Origin of the sequence: Rhizobium sp. AG207R (genome assembly GCF_027109195.1) — a bacterium.
Lineage (GTDB): Bacteria > Pseudomonadota > Alphaproteobacteria > Rhizobiales > Rhizobiaceae > Rhizobium > Rhizobium dioscoreae.
Window position 1 is genome coordinate 75,289 of sequence record NZ_JAEPVT010000013.1, and the last position, 18,106, is coordinate 93,394.

Sequence of the window (18,106 nt, forward strand, 5' to 3'; positions counted from 1 at the left end):
ATGACCGTCCATGTTTACCAGGGCCATCTTTTCAGCCGTATTTCTCGTCCTCATCGGGCTCGGCATTTCGGCTTGCTCTACGTCGGGAGATCACAATTCCGGCGGCGGTATGACGCTGAACGCGCCTCCGACTGGCGGCGGATATTGATCCCGTTCTGTCAATCGACCTGAATCCGTTCGGCGGCCGTCAAAACGGTGGCAATTCCCGATCTTTGCAAGAATCGGGTTGAATTCGAGGCTCCCGAGGACGATTTTCATGACAAGTGGAAACACGGGAGCTTTCGTCATGAACGAGACAAGGCAAAATTATCTGATTTTCGAAACCGCCGGCGGCTTCTGCGGCATCGCCTGGAATGATGTCGGCGTGCTGCGCTTTCAATTGCCGACCAAGGATGCGGGCGCGACCGAACGCCTGCTTCTGCGGCGTTTGCCGAACGCGCAGCCCGGCGCGCCGAGCACGGAGATTGCGGGAGTGGTCGCCAAGGTGAAACGCTATTTTGCCGGTGAGGAAATCGACTTTTCCGACGTCACGCTCGATCTCGGCGAGCAGGACGCCTTCTTCAGGCAGATCTACGATGCCGCGCGACAGGTCGCTTGGGGGCATACGACGACCTACGGCACATTGGCCAAGCAGCTTGGCGCAGGGCCGGAAGCCGCGCGCGATGTCGGGCAGGCCATGGCGAAGAACCCGGTGGCGCTGATCATTCCCTGCCACCGCGTTCTGGCCGCAGGCGGCAAGATCGGCGGCTTTTCCGCGCCGGGGGGCTCCAACTCCAAAGCTCGCATGCTGGAGCTGGAAGGCGTTCAGCTGGCGCCGCCGAAGCCGGTGCAACAGTCGCTGGCGTTTTGAGCCAGTCGATCCGGGTGTGCGGCTAAAGCTGCCCGCCCCCTATTCCTTCGGCTGACGGGCGCGGGAGAACAACAGTGTCTGCTTGTCATTGAGGCGCATTGGCTTCGGATCGCCATAGCCGGCTTTTTCGGCAACACGGATCGAGGCCGCATTGTCGGGCGAGATCAGGCAGACGCTGCGATCGAATCGCGGCTGCTGGTCGAGCCAGGCGACGGCGGCTGCCAGGGCTTCCGTCGCAAAGCCTTTGCCATGCGCCCACGCGGCCAGTGCCCAGCCGGCCTCCGGAATACCCCTGATTGGCGGTTCCATCACCCTGTGAAAGTCTGCAAAGCCGAGATCGCCGACATAGCGGCCGGAGGATTTTTCGCGGATTGCCCAATAGCCATGCCCGAGCAGCGGCCACAGACCATGATAGGACAGCATCCGCATCCACGACTCCCTGGAAGTGGAGACCACATTGCCGAAAATATGCCTCACGACCAGAGGATCGCTCCACATGCCCGCAAGCGGCTCGAAATCATCGAGCGTATGTCCCGTCAGGATAAGCCGTTCGGTTTCCAGTCGCGGCGGAGAAAGCGTTACTTCCATGAAGGCAGACCTCTGGTTTAGCTTTGGGCATTCTGCTGCAGGCGCTCCGCAAGCGCATCCAGATCGGGCAGAAACCAGACCTCACGGCCCCTGTTGGATTCATACACGAAATCACGCAGGGCATTACTGTCCGCGATCCATCCGGAGACGTCGCCGAGAATAACGAGCTGTGAACGATAGTTGACGAATTTCTGGATGATTGCGCCGGCAATGCGGGTTGAGAGCCGGAAAAACTCCTCGCTCAGCCGTGATGTCGGAACGACCACCAGCTGTGCTTCAGCGTCCCACGCAGCGCTGATCCAATCATTCACATCCCTTTCGCTGGCGAGCAGCGGACCGTTGTCATCGCCGATAACGACTTTTCGGCCGGAAAATTCTTTGACGGTGTACATGCTGGTTCGACTTTGCATTCCATCGAGGGAAAGGTTGTTTGTTGTTGCTCTAAGTTGATAGTGGTTTCAAGGCGTCAGTCACCATCCTTATGCTTCATTGATATCCGCAATTCTTTTTCGGAGATCGGAGCCAAAGCCTAGCCTAAGGCGTTATCGCCGCTGCGTCATATCACTTGATCTGATGATCTCGTCCGCAATAGGACGATGAAGGCGAGAACGTGACTCACAAGGAGCAGCGGCACGTAAAGCGTCGGTATATAAATGCCTGCGCCGAAGAGACCGGGATTTCCGATTTTCGTTACGCCCATGTAATAGGCATTCAGAAGATCCAGAGTTCCCCAGATGTTGAATATCCAGACAACCGGAATGGCGATCGGCGACCGCCAGGAAAGGGCGGCCATGGAAGCGAGCGCGAGTATAGCCGAGATGAGATCGCCCCATCCGACCTTGTTGGCAAAATCCGAGCTCAACTGCGAAGATACGAATCCGGATACCAGAAAATTCATCCCCAAGAACCGGAACGCATGGAAAGCAGCAAGAAGCCTTAGAGCCTCATAACGCCGCATTGTGCGAAGCGCTGGCCAGACATAGACATAGGCTATCACCGAACTTGTCAGGAAGGCGCCGGCGACACTTAGAACGAATGGGAGATTGAGTTCCGGTGGCATCTCGGTTTCCTTCGTGTTTATCTTTCTGGTCTGACGGCATCGAAATCAATAAGTGTATTTCGCTGCCTTCGGGCGTTTAGGCATTGGCCAAGAGCAGGCGGAGCGGCAAAAGCGGACCGATCGCGATATATTCGTGATCCATGAGATTTTGCTTGGCCAACGGCAAGCCTTCCATGATTGCGTGAGCGTCGGCGACATCTCTCGAATCCAGCAGGAACACGGCTCCCCGGCCATCGCCTCGCGAATACCATTCGCGTATTTTTCCATCGAGATAGAGCTGCGCGGTCCGCCGGATTTCATCTGGCATGATAGCCATCACCCGCTCGCGTGTGACGCCCGCCTTCACGGTGAGGATGACCATCACTCCGGTGACTACGGGTGAGACGGCTTGCGCTTGAGCAGGGGTTGCGTGATCGTTCATGGAAGTAGCTCCTGTAAGAGTAAAGACCAGGAAGAGGTTGCAGAGCCGGGACGTCGCAAACGTTCGGGCTTGGCGTTTGCGATGCTCCCGATTTGCAACTCACGTATAAGGCCACTTTCCATGAGCGACTATTCTCGATAATGTCGACGAGTTATGAAGCAGAACTTCACAGTCAGACAGGGTGCACTCGATGGCGTGGAAGCCTTTCTGAGCGTCGCCCAGCATTGCAGTTTTCGCAAAGCAGCGGCCGAGCTCGGGGTAACGCCATCGGCAATCAGCCAGGCGGTACGCTCACTTGAGGCGCGCGTCGGCGCCGCACTTTTTATTCGCACGACGCGCAGTGTCAGCCTGAGCGAAGCCGGCCAACGATTTCACTTGCGCGCAAAGCCTGCTTTCGAGGAGCTTGTCGCGGCAAGCGAGGTCGCGCGTGACCTTGGGCAGCGGCCTGCGGGACTGCTGCGCCTCACCGTACCGCGGGCAGTGATGCCAATCCTGCTGGAGCCGCTGATCGCATCCTTCTGCCAAGCTTATCCTCAGGTCGAGGTGGAGATCGCCGCAAGCGCAGATCTGGTCGATATCGCTGCCGAGGGATTTGACGCCGGCATCCGGCTGGGGCAGTTCATTGCCGCTGACATGGTTGCGGTTCGGCTTACCCCGCCCTTTCCGCTGGTGGTCGTTGGTACCCCCGAGTATCTTCGCCGGCGGGGAAGGCCCGAACGTATCGATGATCTGCGCCAGCATGCCTGTTTGCGCATGCGCCGCTCGGACGAGTCGATCGCGCCATGGTCCTTTGTCGATGGCAACAGGCCGATCGAGGCAATCGTCTCAGGCCCGCTGATCGCTCGTGATTTTCCCACCATTCTTGGTGCGGCGGGGGAAGATATGGGACTTGCACAAGTGCCTGAGCCGATTGCCCTCAGCCTGATGAAAGCAGGCAAGCTCGTGCAGGTTCTGGAGTCATTCGCGCCGTTGGCGCCGGGAGTGTTTCTATACTATCCCAACCGCCATCAAATGATGCCGAAGCTGCGTGCTTTTATTGATCACGTAAAAAGCCATTCGGGCGCTATCAGCAAAACACAAAGACGCATCGATGACAAACGAACACGCGAGCCGAAAAAGCGCTGATGTCGGAGGCGTTGACCGGCTTGAACCGGATTGTATTGAAGTTACCGGGTGCTGCGGGCCAGGATGCGAGGCCTCGACTGCGGTTGCAAGGGCGCCATTGCAGCTGATACGCCGCGCCGATCTGTTTCATTCGGCGCTACCATCTCCTCATTTCCATTCGGTTGTCTGGATGTATTCTAACGCTTTGTTTTAATGTGTTTTGGAACTAAAAGTCGTGCGAGACCGTTTATCTCTGACTTTGACACGGCGCTGACGTCGTGACCGGCCGGCTGGGTAAGCGGCGCTTTTGAGGAGTGTCTTAATATGAGGATTTCATCTGGATTTCGTTCGGTTGCGGTTGCCGCTATTGCTGCTGCGGGGATCGGCTTTGCCGGCGTCGCGCATGCCGATAGCGGCACGATCCGCTTTTCTGTCTATAAGGCGGCTTTCTTCGTCGGCGGCTCCGGAGGCGAGGGCACACTGACCTTCCATGGCCGCAAATATCCCATCTCGATCGGCGGCATCTCGGGCGGCCTCGCCTTTGGTGCCTCCAAGACCTATTTCCAGGGCACAGTGCGCAATATTCGCCGCGCCCGCGATGTAGGCGGTGTCTACGGTGCCGCCGGCGGCGGCGGCGCGATCGGCAAGGGTGCTCAGATGATCGTCATGACCAATGACAAGGGCGCCCAGCTCGAACTGACGGGCAGGCAGGTCGGCCTGCAGGTCAACGCCGATCTCAGCGGCCTGAGCATCACGGTGAAGTAAGGTCACCAGTCCAAGCCTATGGTGCAGAAGAGCCCGATCGGCGGAATTAGCGTTCGGGCTTTTCAGGAGAAGGTATGGTTTCCTCCTTCTTTCCATGCCCTTGAAGCGCGCGATGAACAGAGCTTCTCCGTCGGCGCGAGATGTCGTATAGCCGCCATCCTTGACGAAGTATCAAGCCAGCCCGCTGGCACCAGTATTGCGCTGGTCATTGGAAAGGGCCTCGATGACGTTGTCGTCCTAGCACGGGGAGAACGATTGCTGCTCCCGGTATTGCTAAAAACAAAAGACTCTAGACGAGCACGGCACCGCCATCCACGATTACGGATTGGCCGGTGACATAGGCATTGCGCATGAACGACAGGTACGCTTCAGCGATATCCGACGGCTCGCCGACACGTCCTACGGGCAACTTCCCGCCCACCGAGCGGAAGATCTGGTCCCGTGCCTCGGATGGGATACCGGACCACAGATCGGTGGCAACCATTCCGGGTATCACGACATTGACGCGCAAGGGCGCGAACTCAAGCGCGAGCGCGCGGGTCAGGGATTCGATCGCGCCGCAAATGCTTGCCGCGAAGGCAAAACCTGCCGGCGGCCGCCGGGCCGAGGTTCCGCTCGTCAACACGATGGACCCGCCATCGCGCATGTGTGGCCGTGCCGCCTTCACGGCAGCGACCGCACCCCAATAGCGCAATTCAAAAAAGCTGCGTGCAGTCGCCAGATCGATTTCGGCGACGGGCTTGCCGAACGGCAAAGGCTCGCCGGCAGTGAAGACCAGGTGATCGAACGCGCCGAGCGTCGTGAAGAATGCCGAGAGGGACTCCATCGACCTTACATCGACGACCGCACCTGTGGCGGTTCCTTCCGGTAAACGCGTGATGGCGCCCGCGACATTCTCTTGTTGGCTGGAAGCGATGATAACATGAGCCCCTTCATGGACGGCTCCTTGAGCCACCGCAAAGCCGATACCACGAGATCCGCCAAGGATCGCGACCCGCTTGTTATGCAACATGACTTTTCCTTTCGCAGATGCGGATGGGTTATCCGTTGAGTGCGGCCCGCCTCTTGAAGGAAAGACTACTTCGATCTAATCATTCGATCGATAATGTATCTACCATATTAATTTATCAATCGGCCGAAATTTGGATCCTTTTCTCGACCTCATCCATTTGCTTCGCCCGCGCGCCACGCTCTGGGGCGGGATCGAGGGCTATGGCCGATGGGCCGTGTCGTTCCGCAATCGGGACGACCTGCTGTTCTGCTGGCTGGAGCGCGGCGCCTGCCAGCTGATCCGAGCCGACAAGGAACCGCTCCTGCTGCAGGAAGGCGACTTCGTCCTCATCAGAACCGACAAGAGCTTTGTCCTTGCCTCGGACGCGCAAGCTGTCGCTCAGGACAGCGAGGCGATGGTCGCAGCCACAGGTAAAACGCTTCTGAGGATGGGTGCAGGCTCGGAAGCGCCTGTGGTATTACGTGGCGGGCGGTTCGTCTTCGATACGGCGAATGAGGGCCTCCTCACTTGGCTCATGCCATCCTTTGTCCATGTCATGCGTGATGACGTCTCCTCTTGGCGTGTTCGCAGTTTGCTGAGCTTGAACCTGTCGGAGTCATCGCAACCGAGAGCCGGTAGCGACTTCGTCATTACGCGCTTGATGGAATTGACATTTGTCGAGATTCTTCGCGGCGCCGTCCCTGACGCAACCCGGGAGCACAGGGGCTTGCTCGCCGGATTGAATGACCCCGTGACAGCCCGGGCGCTGACGGCACTGCACGAAGACGCCGCGAAAGACTGGACGCTGGCAGACTTGGCGCGGCTCTGCGGTGTTTCCCGATCCAGCCTTTCGAGCCGGTTCCGCAGCGTGGTCGGCATGGCGCCGATCGGCTATCTTCAGCACTGGCGCATGGCCGTTGCGAAGGATGCGTTGCGTCGCGGTGACAAAACTATTGGCGAGATCGGGCTCGCCATAGGCTTCCTGTCACCAAGCGCCTTTAGCACCGCCTTCACCCGATTTGTCGGCGTCTCGCCCAAGACGTTCGCCGCGCGGGAGCGCCAAGCCCCGTCGTGAACATGTGCCCTCGATAGCAATTGTCCCGAGCCAGCCACCGTTCCAGGCGCACGCGCACCTAGAGCCGGATGATTTTAGGTCGAGCCGACCTAAAATCTGAAATCCGTTCCAGAACCAAAGAAGTAGAGCGTGATGTCGTCCGAAATCCCCTCATACTTTTCGGCATCGTGCACAAATACAGGGGACCAGGAGCGGACGGACCTAAACGAGAGGAGCATCCCTTTTGAAGCCAGTCGATGCCTCGATGGAGCGATGCAACAAAGCCGGGATAGATACCCCCTGCTGATCCAGGCGGGCCGTGTAAGCCTTCTCAAGCCGCTCCGCCTCCTCGTCGCTCAACACGACCGACAGCGAAGCCACGGCATCGTCTATGTGCTTGGTCTTCAGTGCGCCCACGATCGGCGCGGCGACCACGCGATTTCGACGTAACCACGCCAGGGAAATCTCGGCGGCGCCGACATCACGTTCCGCGGCGATGGCGTTTACCGCCTCGACGATTGCCCGATCGCTGGCCGCCGTATCCGGGTTTTGCTGAGCGCCGGACGGTTCGGTCTCCGTCCGCGTCGTCGTCATCCCCCATGGGCGGGCCAATTTCCCGCGCGCGAGCGGACTGTAGATCAGGGTCGACACACCCTCATCGGCACAGAGCGGGATCATCTCGCGTTCTTCTTCGCGCGCGACCAGATTGTAATTGTGCTGCATAGAGATGAAGCGCATCCAGCCGTTGGACTTCTGGGTGTGCAACGCTTTGGCAAACTCCCACGCCTTCATCGACGAGGCGCCGAGATAGCGTACCTTGCCTGCTTTCACTGCGTCGTGAAGCGCTTCGAGCGTTTCCTCCCACGGGGTCAGCTGGTCGCGGCGGTGTATCTGGTAGAGATCGATATAGTCCGTGCCGAGCCGCCGCAGGCTGTGATCAAGTTCAGCCATGATGGCCTTGCGCGATAGCCCGATCGCATTGGGGCCATTGCGTGTCGCGCCCGCAACCTTGGTGGCGATGACGATGGCATCTCTGTTCACGAAACCCTTGATCGCGCGCCCGAGGAATTCCTCGCTTGTGCCGGTAGAGTACATGTTGGCTGTGTCGAAGAAGTTGATCCCGGTCCTGAGGGCGTGATGGATCAACTCCCGGCTCGAGCTTTCTTCCACTGACCAGGCCGGATGGCCCTTGGCCGGATCGCCGAACCCCATGCAACCGATGCAGACGGGCGACACGTCGAGTCCCGAATTGCCGAGCTTTACATATTGCATAAACGCCTCCACCGTATAGAAACGGACATATGTCCGATTTCTCGATATGGATATGGACAATTGTCCGTTTAGTCAAGGCTCATGACCCAAACCCATAAGCGTCGCGCCGACGCCCGCACCAATCGCGACCGCATCCTGGCTGTCGCACGAGACGCCCTTGCAATCGATCCAGCGGCCTCGCTGCATTCCATCGCCAAGGCGGCGGGCGTGGGGCAGGGCACGCTGTACCGCCACTTCCCGACCCGGGAATCGCTCGTCCTCGGCATCTATCGCGATAGTATCGACGAGCTGGTGAGCTTCGCACCGTCGCTCCTCGAGGCGTTCAAGCCACTCGAAGCCTTCCGAAGATGGGCGGAGCGGTTCGTCGATTACGGCCGCAAGAAGCAGGGTGTCGCGGATATGCTGCGGGCCGCTATGACCGACCAGGACTTCCGGGAAACCTATTGGCCCATGGTCGACGCCGTCAGGCTTCTGATGGACGCTTGCGTCGATGCGGGCGAAGTTTCGAAGCCGGTCGATGCCGAGGACTTTCTGCAGTTGCTCGCCTTGCTCACCCAACTACCGCCTACAGCGGAAGGCACAGCACGCAGCGAGCGCCTGCTAAAGCTAGCCTTCCACGGGCTGGAGCGAAGTGAGGATCACTGAGGCTGCCGGTAACTCGGACGATTGGCAGCTTACTCGTCGCTCACAGCCAGAAGCCGATTGACCTCCAAGGTCCCAAACGTAGCCGGCGCAATTGTAACGTTGAAGAGAAATCCAGCCGGTGCGCGCCTGCGTCAAAAGGTTAGCGAAGGGCCTGGCTGTCGCTCAATTGCTATTCCGTGCTACCGACGGAGCAACTTACGCTACAATAGCCAAAACTATCCGGCTGTATCCCCCGTCACTCCCACTCGATCGTGCCGGGCGGCTTCGAAGTGACGTCGTAGACCACGCGGTTGATGCCGCGGACTTCGTTGATGATGCGGGTCGCGGCGCGGCCGAGGAATTCCATGTCGTAGTGATAGAAATCCGCCGTCATGCCGTCGACGGAGGTGACGGCGCGCAGCGCGCAGACGAATTCGTAGGTGCGGCCGTCGCCCATGACGCCCACGGTCTGGACCGGCAAGAGTACGGCGAAGGCCTGCCAGATGGCGTCGTAGAGGCCGGCCTTGCGGATCTCGTCGAGATAGATGGCATCGGCTTCGCGCAGGATTTCCAGCTTCTCGCGGGTGATGCCGCCGGGGCAGCGAATTGCGAGGCCGGGACCGGGGAAGGGATGGCGGCCGATGAAGCTGTCGGGCAGGCCGAGCTCTTTGCCGAGCACGCGCACTTCGTCCTTGAAGAGTTCGCGCAGCGGCTCGACGAGCTGCATCTTCATGCGCTCCGGCAGGCCGCCCACATTGTGGTGCGACTTGATGGTGACCGAGGGACCGCCGGTGAAGGAAACGCTCTCGATGACGTCGGGATAGAGCGTGCCCTGGCCAAGGAAATCGGCACCGCCGAGCTTCTTGGCCTCATCCTCGAAGGTCTCGATGAAGAGGCGGCCGATGATCTTGCGCTTGGTTTCGGGGTCGGAAACACCCTCGAGCTCGCCGATGAAGCGGTCGGAAGCATCGACATGGATCAAATGCAGATTGTAGTGCTCACGGAACATGGCGACGACGTTTGCCGCCTCGTCCTTGCGCATCAGGCCGTGGTCGACGAGGATGCAGGTCAGCTGATCGCCGACTGCCTCGTGGATCAGCAGGGCGGCAACGGAGGAATCGACGCCGCCGGAAAGAGCGCAGATGACGCGCTTGTCGCCCACCTGATCGCGGATCGCCTGCACCGCCTTGGCGCGGTAGGCCGACATCGACCAGTCGCCCTTGATGCCGGCGATGTTGTGGATGAAGTTGCCGATCAGCTTTGCACCATCGGGCGTATGCACGACTTCCGGATGGAACTGCACGCCGTAATATTTGCGCTTCTCGTCGGCGATGAAGGCGTAAGGTGCGTTCGAGGACGTCGCGACCACTTCGAAGCCTTCCGGCAGCGCGGTGACGCGGTCGCCGTGGCTCATCCAGACCTGATGGCGCGAACCGTTGGACCACAATCCTTCGAAGAGAGCGCAATCCTTGTCAACTTCCAGGAAAGCGCGGCCGAATTCACGGTGATGGCCGCTCTCGACCTTGCCGCCGAGCTGCATGCACATGGTCTGCTGGCCGTAGCAGATGCCGAAGACCGGGATGCCGCTGTCGAAGATGATCTGCGGCGCCCGCGGCGAGCCTTCGTCCACGGTCGAGGCCGGGCTGCCGGAGAGGATCACGGCCTTCGGCTGCAGCCGCTTGAAGCCGGCTTCGGCGGATTGGAAGGGAACGATTTCGCAGTAGACGCCCGCTTCGCGCACACGCCGCGCGATGAGCTGCGTCACCTGGCTGCCAAAATCGACGATGAGAACGGTGTCTGGATGTGCTGTCTGGGTCATGGCGAGCCTTTAATGAAAAGCGCTTTCCCTGGCAATCGGGCAAATCACGCAAGCGCCAATTTTATTGTCCCGATTGTCCTTACTTTGCTTAGTTTCTGGCCCCTCAGAACCAGAATACGCCGTCTTCCAGCGCCGTAAACAGGCCGTCGACGGCATAGGAGAGTTTGCGGTCGATCACATGCAGATATTCCGTCCAGTCGGAAATGTGCTGCAGATCGACCTTCCCGTCGGAAATGCCCCGCAGGCCGATCAGCGGCAGGCCATAGGTCTGGCAGGCGCGCAGCACCGCGAAGGTTTCCATGTCGACCATGTCGGTGCCGATGCGCTCATAGGCCTCCGCGCCGGAGACGATGTTGGCGCCCGTAGAAAGGCTGCCCTCGGCAATGGTGGGGATGCGCAATGGCAACTCGATCGTCGCGGGCAGGTCGAGGAAGGGCGTGCGGCCTTTCTCGAAGCCGAGTGGCGAGGCATCCATGTCGCGGTAGGAAACGGAGGTGACCTGATAGACCTCCGTCTGTTCCAGCTTGGAAGAGCCGGCCGAGCCGAGCGACACCACGAGATCGGGAAGATCGCCCTGGGCTTCGAGCTGCGCGAAGGCGCGGGTAAGCGCGATGGCCGCCTCCACCGGCCCGACGCCGGTCATCAGCGGATCGATGCGCGAGCGCAGGAACGGGCCATACTCGGCCTCGACCGCCATGACGAACAGGATCGATTTGCCCGATACCCGCTTCAGTTCGAATTTCATCCGCTAATTCCCTCTCTGCCCCGGATGACCATCATCGTTCCCGTCATCGAGGCGATCAGCTTGGCTGGCCCATCGCCGATGGCATAGCCGCGTCCGTCGGCGACGATAATCGTCGTGCCGGGCTTGGTGACATCGCCGCGAAACAGGAAGCGCTCGCCGCGCCCCGGCGACATCAGATTGATCTTGAATTCGATCGTGAGGATCGATGCGGAAGGGTCGATGACGCTATAGGCGGCAAAGCCGCAGGCCGAATCCAGCGCCGCGGCAATGATGCCGGCGTGCAATATGCCATGCTGCTGCGTCAGCTTGATATCGAAGGGCAGCTCGATCTCGACCGTTCCGTGTTCGACGCGCGTCAGCTCTGCGCCGATTGTCGCCATGGCGGCCTGCCGCTCGAAGCTGGTCCTGATACGGCTCCGAAAATCGCCGCTGGTCCCCGTATCGTCTGCCCCTGTCATGCCGTCCCCTTTCGCGGGTGCGAAATTGGCACGGGGAGGCGGTTTGGACAAGGGTTATCCGGTGGAAAAGCGGAGGCGTTCCAGCCTCCACTCCGGACATCGAATTTCCACGATCGGATCGTCATGCTATCCGAAGCGATGATGCTTGTGGCGAGGGCGCAGATGACGACGATCCGGCAATCAGTGGATGCCTACGAGACCTGGATGCGGGCGCAGCTCGGCGCCGATCTGGTCGAAGCGGGTCTGGCAAAGAAGCACAAGCTGATGAAGGCCGACAGCTTCTCCTTCCTGCGCGGTACCTATTGGCGCTGGGCGGAAACCATCCTCGACGTCTGCCCCGAGCTCAAGAGCGCGCCGCAATTGCTGGCGATCGGCGATACGCATCTGGAAAATTTCGGCACCTGGCGCGATGAAGAAGGCCGCCTCGTCTGGGGCGCCAATGATTTCGACGAGGCGGCCGTCATGCCCTATGCGCTCGATCTTGTACGCCTTGCCACGAGTGCCATGCTTGCGCGCGGCGAGGACGGCCCGACGCTGCGTGTTGTTGCCGACAGCATCCTCGCCGGCTATCGCCGCGGACTGCGCGAGCCGTCTCCCGTCATTCTCGAGCGCGATTACAAATGGCTGCGCAATGCCGTCTTGCTGCCGAACGCCGAGCGCAAAACCTTTTGGGAGAAATACCGCAACCTGCCGCCGGCGACGGATCCCGTGGCGGACCGCTACCTCAAGGCACTGCGCAAGGCATTGCCCGAACCAGCGACGACATTCGAGCCGAAACCGCGTCTGGCCGGCACCGGCAGCCTGGGCCGTCCGCGCTTCATCGCCTATGTCGAATGGCGCGGCGGCCCGGTATTGCGCGAGGTCAAGGCGCTTCTGCAATCCGGCTGGTCGCTGAAGCACGATCCGTCGGACAGGACGATCCGGACGGGTATTATCGCCGGCGGGCGGGCGCGCTCACCCGATCCGCGCTATCAGGTGGACGGAGGCTTGCTGGTGCGCCGGCTCTCGCCCAACAGCCGCAAGATCGAAGTCGACGGTGATGCCGAGGTGCTGCTGTCGCCTGACATGCTCGATCTGATGGGGTTTGAAATCGCCAATTGCCACGCCAACGATGCTTCGCTCGTTCCCGGTATTCTGGCCGATCTCGATGCGCGCAATGCCGATTGGCTGCGTGTGGCCGCCAAGGCGGCGGCCGCAGCGGTCACGGCGGAGCAGGCGGAATTTGCGGGAAGAGGCTAAGGCCGGCGAACCGGTCAATGCCCAGCAGCTTCCAGGATCAGATGGGCGATTGTATCGGGATGCGAGATCAGCGAGAGATGGCTGGCCTTCACCTCGATCGTCGTCGCGCCCATCCGCTTGGCCATGAAGCGCTCCAGATCCGGATTGATCGTCCTGTCTTCGGTGGAGACCGCATACCAGCTGGGCTTGCTGCGCCAGGCGGCCTGCGTGGTCTTGCCGGACAGAAGCGCCTTCTGGAAGGGCTGCTGCACGGCATAGAGCACCTCGGCCTTGGCCTTAGGCAAGTCGCCGGCGAAGTCGCGCAGGAACGCTTCCTCGGTCAACCGTCCTTCGTCACCATCAAAGACGATGCCGGCTGATGCCGGCGGTGTCGGATATGTCTTGGCGAGCGCCGTATAGTCTTCGCCGGCATCCGGTGCGCGGGCGGCGACATAGACGAGCGCGGAAACCTTCGGATGCACACCGGCTTCGGTGACGATCATGCCGGAGAAGGAATGGCCGACGAGGACAGTCGGGCCGTCCTGACGATCGAGAACCCGCTGCGCGGCCCCCACCGCTTCCGGAAGTGTCGTCAACGGATTTTGTACCGCCGTGCAGTTCAGCCCCCTGGACTGCAGCCGGGCGATAACCTCCGTCCAGCAGGAGCCGTCTGCGAAAAGTCCGTGGGCCAGGACGACATTGCGTGCCTTCAATGGCGCAGACTTAACCGCTCCGGATGCGGGTTTCGCATTGCTGGCGGCCACGCCGCGCGCGGAAACGAGGGAGGCAGCGGCGCCGGCGATAATGGCGGTCGAGAAACTCCGTCTGGTCATCATCATGATCGTGATCCTTATGGTTGGAGGATTAATAGGCGCCAGAAAGCCGTCCGCGCCGAATGTCGGAGCGGCAAAGCTTCTGAAATTCTGTATGTCTCGGAGCGGCATATGATCAAACGCGCGGATCAAATATGGCCGATCCTGTATTCCTGTTCAGCGTCGAGCTTACCTTGTGTATGCAAAGCGGAGGCTGTTGATTGTTTGTGTATTCGAAGTGGCGGATTTGGTCAATAATTGGATGCGTAACGGTTGCGTGATGGGTTATATGTATGCGAACACAATGAGGTGATATGCTTTTGCATACAGCCTTGGTTGACCTTGCCGAGGTAGGAGCGATGGTGGGCGACGCTGTTGAAGATCGCGAGTTGCTGTCGGAGCGTATTCACAGCCCGAAACCATCGTGCAGGCTATAGCAGAAGAGGATGGGGAAATGGCGTCGCGGCCCATGTGGAGACATATGCTGAATGCCGCGACGGCATTGCGGCGCTTTATCGAGGCAGCAAGCTTACCTGAGCATTGCAGCCAAAGTCCGGCTCAGCCGCGGGCGATCCGCACGATATGCTGATCCCAGGCGACATCGCTGTGCGCACCGAGGAAATTGCCGTCGTAGGATGAGACGGCAAAACCATGCCGTGCCGGCGCGATGCCAGCCGCATCGGCGATGCTCTCCACCTTCAGCACCTGGCCCGTCGGCGCATCCAGCGTAACCGAGGTTCCTTCGATCGGTGATGTCACGCCGACCAGATTTTCGGCGCGATTGACGGCGATGGCGCCGACGTAATTGCCAAGTGCCCGCGTGGTCTCGTCGGGCAGGGTGACGAAACTCAGGTCCTCGCCTCTCGCGAAATGGCCGACAAGCGGCGGCAGGTCGTTGCGATGCCCTTCATATTGGCAAGCGAACCAGACGCGGCCACTGGCGTCGATATCGACATGCCGGGTCGAGACCTGCGCATATTGCGCCGGCAGCGTATGTTTTTCGATCAGCTGGCCGCTCGCGGCGTCGATCAGCGTCAGCGACGGTTCCATGTGATCGAGGTTGAGCTTGGTGCGGCCGAAATCCGGATGGGTCTCGATGCCACCATTGGCGACGATCAGGAATCTGCCATCGTCTGAAACCGTCATGTCGTGCGGGCCGACGCCATAGGTCTCGTATTCGCCGATGCGGGCAAAACGGTTGCTGCTGTCGTAGAGCCCGATGATGCCGCGATTATTGTCGAAATCATTCTCGCTGGCATAGAGCAGCCTGCCATCCGGCGAAAACGTGCCGTGCCCGTAGAAATGCCGGCCTTCTCTAGCGGAAATGACGATCGGCTCGGCCTTGTTCCAGGGATCGAAGATCATCGCATAGGTGCCGGGCCGGCGCGCGAAGGCGACGGTCTTGCCTGTTGCCTTTGAGAAGGCCATGCCATGGGCGCGGGCGGGCAGCGCCACCTGATCGATGATGCGCCCCTGTTCGGTCACCGTCGCAACGGCGAAGGAGCCGTCGGCGGCGCGGATGCCGGAGGCATAGACAGCATCCGCCCGCTCCAGCGCCATCAGCGCGCTAGGCTTCAGAGCTGCAAGGAAGGTCAGCCCCGCGGCTTTGACAAAAGCTCTCCGATCGATCAGGCCGCTGCGCATCGCCCTCAGTCTCCGTCTGCGAAGGAGAAGCCGGCCGAAAGGCCGATGGCGCCGCCGTACTCGTCGCTGAAGCTGGTGGCGAGATCGCGGCTGACGGAGAGCAGCTTGTCGATCTTGGCGCGCTCCGCATCGTTGCCGATGGCCGCCTCAATATCCGGATTGATCGATGACGCTGTCGTGGCAAGCTCATTCAACAAGCTATCGATCTTGGTGGCGACGGCGCGCTTGTCTGCCGGCAGCAGGCTTGCCATGTCGGCCTTTTCCCAGAGCGTCTTCAGGCCCTCGATATTGCCCGTAAACGAGGTCCATGTATTGGCCGAGCGCCAGTAGATCGCCATCTTCGGCCGCGCCGCCGCCGGATCGCCCTTGTAGAAGGTTTCCAGCCGCTGGTCGCGCATATTGGCGGCGCTGTGCACGAGGATGCCGAGCAGTGCAGTGACGGCCTCCTTGTTATCCATGAAATCGTCGCTGGTCTTGCCCGGGAATTTCCAGGATTTCTGCACGCCGTCGGGCGCGTCCCATTCGTCGGCGATTTCCTTGGCGGTGTTTTCGATGTTGCCGGCAACCGCCGCGCCATAGCGGCAGCGGAAGCTCTGCTTCTCCTTGCCGAGGACATCGGAGCCGTTGCCGAAAAGTACATATTCCAGCGCCGTCATGCTCATCAGCGCCACGCTCTTGCCGGCGACGGCTTCGACGGTCGTATCCTGCTCGTCCGCTTTGGCGATCAGCGCCTGTACCTGCTTGAGGCCGACACCCTTGCGGTCGGGATAGAAGAGGATGTGTTCGAAGCGGTTCTGTTCGATGATCGGGCCGGTATCGACGATCTCGATGCGCGACCAGCTCTTCACGGTGTCGCCGAAAGCCGATTTGGCGCCGGAAAGGGTGGCGTCCGTGGGATCGGCGCAAAGCGTCTTCATCGCGACAGTCAGTTTCGAGGCGGAGTCGTGCATGGCGCGGTAGCCGGGACGAATCACGTCATCCACCGCCTTCTGCAGAGTGGCTGGCACCGCTGCCTCATTCAAGCCCGTACCAGCGGTCGTCGCATCCTCGGCATGGGCAGGCAGGGCCGCAACGGTAAGCAGCAGGCCGAACGCAAGGCATTTCCATTGGCGCATCAGAGGGACTCCAGAAAGTTGATGAGGGCTTGCCGATCGTCCTTCGAAAGACCGGCGAATGCGTTGCGGGCTTTTTCCGCCTCTCCTCCATGCCAGAGGATGGCTTCGGTCAATGTCCGGGCGCGGCCGTCATGCAGATAGGCCTGCCGGCCGCTTACCGTCTGTGTCAGGCCTATACCCCAGAGCGGCGGCGTGCGCCAATCGCGACCGGATGCCACGCCCACCTGCTGCCCATCCGAAAGACCTTCGCCCATGTCGTGCAGCAGGAAATCGGAATAGGGCCAGATCAGCTGGAAAGCCTGCGGCGAAACCTTGCCGTCGCTGCCCTTCAAGCCGTCCCGCGTCACGAACTTCGGTGTGTGGCAGGCCGCACAGCCGGAGCGGTAAAACATCTCCTTGCCGTGCAATACGGCGGACTGGCTCGTCGCGCGTCGGGCCGGCACGGCGAGATTTTCGGAATAAAAGGTGACGAGGGGCAGCACGGGATCCGGCGCTTCCGTGTCGCCCAGCCGCTTCTGCACGCCAGTCGGCATTGTCAGGCAGTGGGCTTCCTTGGGCGTGCAGTCGCCATAGGCGTTTGGCCGGTCCGGCGTCGAAATGCCGATATCGGCGGAAAAGGCGTCGGCCACCTGGTCGCGCACGGTGGCGTTCTGTGCTTTCCAGCCGAATCGGCCGAGCGCGATCTTACCAGTGCGATGATCGCGGACGATGGCGGGGCGACCGCGTATGCCGGTGCCTTTCCTGTCGTCCGGGTCGGCATTGGCGAGAATATCGGCATCCGGAATGGCTTCGATCAGCCCGAGCCCGATCATCGGCGGCGCGATACGTGGCGAAAGGGTGGTGCTTGCATCCATCGGCCCGTAGGCGAGATCGCTGACGTCGTAATGGGGCTTGCGCAAGATCACGGTTTCCCCGCCGGCAAGCGTCACCGTCTCCTCGCTATAGCTGACGGTCACCTTGCCTTCGGCCGCAAGGCCGGGGACGGCTAGATCCTGCAGCTGTGCCCCGTACGTCGAATCCGGAAAATTGAGCGCGTGAAAATCCTTGACGGCCTGCTCTTCCTCTGGCGTCACGGCAGGCCGTGCAAGGCGCAAGACCATCGAGGTCGCGGCAGCCCCCGCTTCCTCGGGCGGATGGCCGCGCCCGTCGCGGATATGGCAGCTCTGGCAAGAGCGGGCATTGAACAGCGGCCCCAGGCCGTCGGATGCTTGCGTGGAGGAGGGCGCGGAGACCCAAAGCTTGCGGAAGAGTGCATTGCCGAGATGAAAGTCCTGGCCCTGTTGTGGGTCTAGCTTGGCGGAAGGCTGGGAGAAAATATCGCGCGTGACCTTGTCGATCGAGGTCAGGCCGCCGCCCTGCATCGTTTCATAGGGTTCGGCCTTGAGGAAGTTGCTGGTTGCGCGAGTCACGTCGCGCACGCGCTTCAGCTCTTCCGTAGAGAGATCGCTACGCGTGCTCGGAAAATCGAGAATATCGGCGGCTGCCAGCGTGATGGAAAAAACCAAAAAACCCGCAGCGAGGGCGGGCAAAAGGGCGCGATTGGCCGGGATGCGTGTCATGGGTGTC

The 18,106-nt window shown here is 60.7% G+C and carries 20 protein-coding genes; 7 read left to right on the forward strand and 13 right to left on the reverse strand.

Features of this window, described 5'->3' with window-relative positions; translation table 11 throughout:
- Window positions 1-10: 10 nt before the first annotated feature.
- Together JJQ51_RS27250 and JJQ51_RS27255 are read left to right on the forward strand one after the other, a co-directional pair.
- Window positions 11-148: a hypothetical protein gene (locus tag JJQ51_RS27250; RefSeq protein WP_173004586.1), complete on the forward strand. Its 138-nt coding sequence runs from the start codon at window positions 11-13 to the stop codon at window positions 146-148.
- 138 nt (window positions 149-286) lie between these two features.
- Window positions 287-850: a methylated-DNA--[protein]-cysteine S-methyltransferase gene (locus tag JJQ51_RS27255; RefSeq protein WP_113351391.1), complete on the forward strand. Its 564-nt coding sequence runs from the start codon at window positions 287-289 to the stop codon at window positions 848-850.
- 39 nt (window positions 851-889) lie between these two features.
- Here JJQ51_RS27255 and JJQ51_RS27260 read toward each other — a convergent pair whose 3' ends face one another.
- The 4 genes from JJQ51_RS27260 to JJQ51_RS27275 all read right to left on the reverse strand — a co-directional run bounded on the left by JJQ51_RS27260 (window position 890) and on the right by JJQ51_RS27275 (window position 2,919).
- A complete protein-coding gene (locus tag JJQ51_RS27260; RefSeq protein WP_145323463.1) occupies window positions 890-1,438 on the reverse strand; it encodes a GNAT family N-acetyltransferase in 549 nt (182 codons plus the stop codon).
- Window positions 1,439-1,455: 17 nt separating this feature from the next.
- Window positions 1,456-1,830, reverse strand: a complete 375-nt coding sequence (locus tag JJQ51_RS27265; protein ID WP_095433709.1) for a DUF4180 domain-containing protein — start codon at window positions 1,828-1,830, stop codon at window positions 1,456-1,458.
- A 164-nt stretch (window positions 1,831-1,994) separates the two neighbouring features.
- Window positions 1,995-2,498, reverse strand: coding sequence for a hypothetical protein (locus JJQ51_RS27270; protein WP_113329900.1), 504 nt, complete (start codon window positions 2,496-2,498; stop codon window positions 1,995-1,997).
- Between the two features lie 76 nt (window positions 2,499-2,574).
- Entirely contained in the window at window positions 2,575-2,919 is a 345-nt protein-coding gene (locus tag JJQ51_RS27275) for a hypothetical protein (RefSeq protein ID WP_233788606.1), read from the reverse strand.
- A 153-nt stretch (window positions 2,920-3,072) separates the two neighbouring features.
- On the opposite strand from JJQ51_RS27275, the gene JJQ51_RS27280 reads away from it, so the two are divergent.
- Together JJQ51_RS27280 and JJQ51_RS27285 are read left to right on the forward strand one after the other, a co-directional pair.
- The gene (locus tag JJQ51_RS27280) at window positions 3,073-4,044 is read left to right on the forward strand and encodes a LysR family transcriptional regulator (protein ID WP_269245539.1); all 972 of its coding nucleotides are present in this window, start codon (window positions 3,073-3,075) and stop codon (window positions 4,042-4,044) included.
- Window positions 4,045-4,347: 303 nt separating this feature from the next.
- Complete coding sequence (locus tag JJQ51_RS27285) at window positions 4,348-4,788, forward strand: hypothetical protein (protein WP_069611058.1); 441 nt, start codon at window positions 4,348-4,350, stop codon at window positions 4,786-4,788.
- 289 nt (window positions 4,789-5,077) lie between these two features.
- Here the strand turns inward: JJQ51_RS27285 and JJQ51_RS27290 are convergent, their stop codons facing one another.
- Window positions 5,078-5,800 (reverse strand): SDR family oxidoreductase, encoded by a 723-nt coding sequence (locus JJQ51_RS27290; protein WP_113329903.1) that lies wholly within the window; start codon window positions 5,798-5,800, stop codon window positions 5,078-5,080.
- A gap of 130 nt (window positions 5,801-5,930) precedes the next feature.
- Here JJQ51_RS27290 and JJQ51_RS27295 point away from each other — a divergent pair, with 130 nt between their 5' ends.
- Window positions 5,931-6,854: an AraC family transcriptional regulator gene (locus JJQ51_RS27295; protein WP_113329904.1), complete on the forward strand. Its 924-nt coding sequence runs from the start codon at window positions 5,931-5,933 to the stop codon at window positions 6,852-6,854.
- A 201-nt stretch (window positions 6,855-7,055) separates the two neighbouring features.
- Here the strand turns inward: JJQ51_RS27295 and JJQ51_RS27300 are convergent, their stop codons facing one another.
- Window positions 7,056-8,105 (reverse strand): aldo/keto reductase, encoded by a 1,050-nt coding sequence (locus JJQ51_RS27300; protein ID WP_113329905.1) that lies wholly within the window; start codon window positions 8,103-8,105, stop codon window positions 7,056-7,058.
- A gap of 81 nt (window positions 8,106-8,186) precedes the next feature.
- On the opposite strand from JJQ51_RS27300, the gene JJQ51_RS27305 reads away from it, so the two are divergent.
- Window positions 8,187-8,750, forward strand: a complete 564-nt coding sequence (locus JJQ51_RS27305; protein ID WP_113329906.1) for a TetR/AcrR family transcriptional regulator — start codon at window positions 8,187-8,189, stop codon at window positions 8,748-8,750.
- A 235-nt stretch (window positions 8,751-8,985) separates the two neighbouring features.
- Here JJQ51_RS27305 and guaA read toward each other — a convergent pair whose 3' ends face one another.
- The 3 genes from guaA to JJQ51_RS27320 all read right to left on the reverse strand — a co-directional run bounded on the left by guaA (window position 8,986) and on the right by JJQ51_RS27320 (window position 11,751).
- Entirely contained in the window at window positions 8,986-10,548 is a 1,563-nt protein-coding gene (gene guaA / locus JJQ51_RS27310) for a glutamine-hydrolyzing GMP synthase (RefSeq protein ID WP_069611063.1), read from the reverse strand.
- A 103-nt stretch (window positions 10,549-10,651) separates the two neighbouring features.
- Window positions 10,652-11,293 (reverse strand): 5'-methylthioadenosine/S-adenosylhomocysteine nucleosidase, encoded by a 642-nt coding sequence (locus JJQ51_RS27315; RefSeq protein ID WP_113329907.1) that lies wholly within the window; start codon window positions 11,291-11,293, stop codon window positions 10,652-10,654.
- Window positions 11,290-11,751, reverse strand: coding sequence for a PaaI family thioesterase (locus JJQ51_RS27320; RefSeq protein ID WP_113329908.1), 462 nt, complete (start codon window positions 11,749-11,751; stop codon window positions 11,290-11,292). Before JJQ51_RS27320 ends, JJQ51_RS27315 begins: the two co-directional genes overlap by 4 nt.
- Window positions 11,752-11,913: 162 nt before the next feature.
- Between JJQ51_RS27320 and JJQ51_RS27325 the strand changes: the two genes are divergently transcribed.
- The gene (locus JJQ51_RS27325; RefSeq protein ID WP_113351522.1) at window positions 11,914-12,990 is read left to right on the forward strand and encodes a DUF2252 family protein; all 1,077 of its coding nucleotides are present in this window, start codon (window positions 11,914-11,916) and stop codon (window positions 12,988-12,990) included.
- Window positions 12,991-13,004: 14 nt separating this feature from the next.
- Here JJQ51_RS27325 and JJQ51_RS27330 read toward each other — a convergent pair whose 3' ends face one another.
- From JJQ51_RS27330 to JJQ51_RS27350, 4 genes are all read right to left on the reverse strand, one after another.
- A complete protein-coding gene (locus tag JJQ51_RS27330) occupies window positions 13,005-13,808 on the reverse strand; it encodes an alpha/beta fold hydrolase (protein ID WP_113330043.1) in 804 nt (267 codons plus the stop codon).
- A gap of 531 nt (window positions 13,809-14,339) precedes the next feature.
- Complete coding sequence (locus JJQ51_RS27340; protein WP_113351381.1) at window positions 14,340-15,425, reverse strand: DUF1513 domain-containing protein; 1,086 nt, start codon at window positions 15,423-15,425, stop codon at window positions 14,340-14,342.
- A gap of 5 nt (window positions 15,426-15,430) precedes the next feature.
- Window positions 15,431-16,540, reverse strand: coding sequence for an imelysin family protein (locus tag JJQ51_RS27345; protein ID WP_113389990.1), 1,110 nt, complete (start codon window positions 16,538-16,540; stop codon window positions 15,431-15,433).
- Window positions 16,540-18,099 (reverse strand): di-heme oxidoreductase family protein, encoded by a 1,560-nt coding sequence (locus JJQ51_RS27350; RefSeq protein WP_113390066.1) that lies wholly within the window; start codon window positions 18,097-18,099, stop codon window positions 16,540-16,542. The genes JJQ51_RS27345 and JJQ51_RS27350 overlap by 1 nt, the downstream gene beginning before the upstream one ends.
- Window positions 18,100-18,106: the final 7 nt, after the last annotated feature.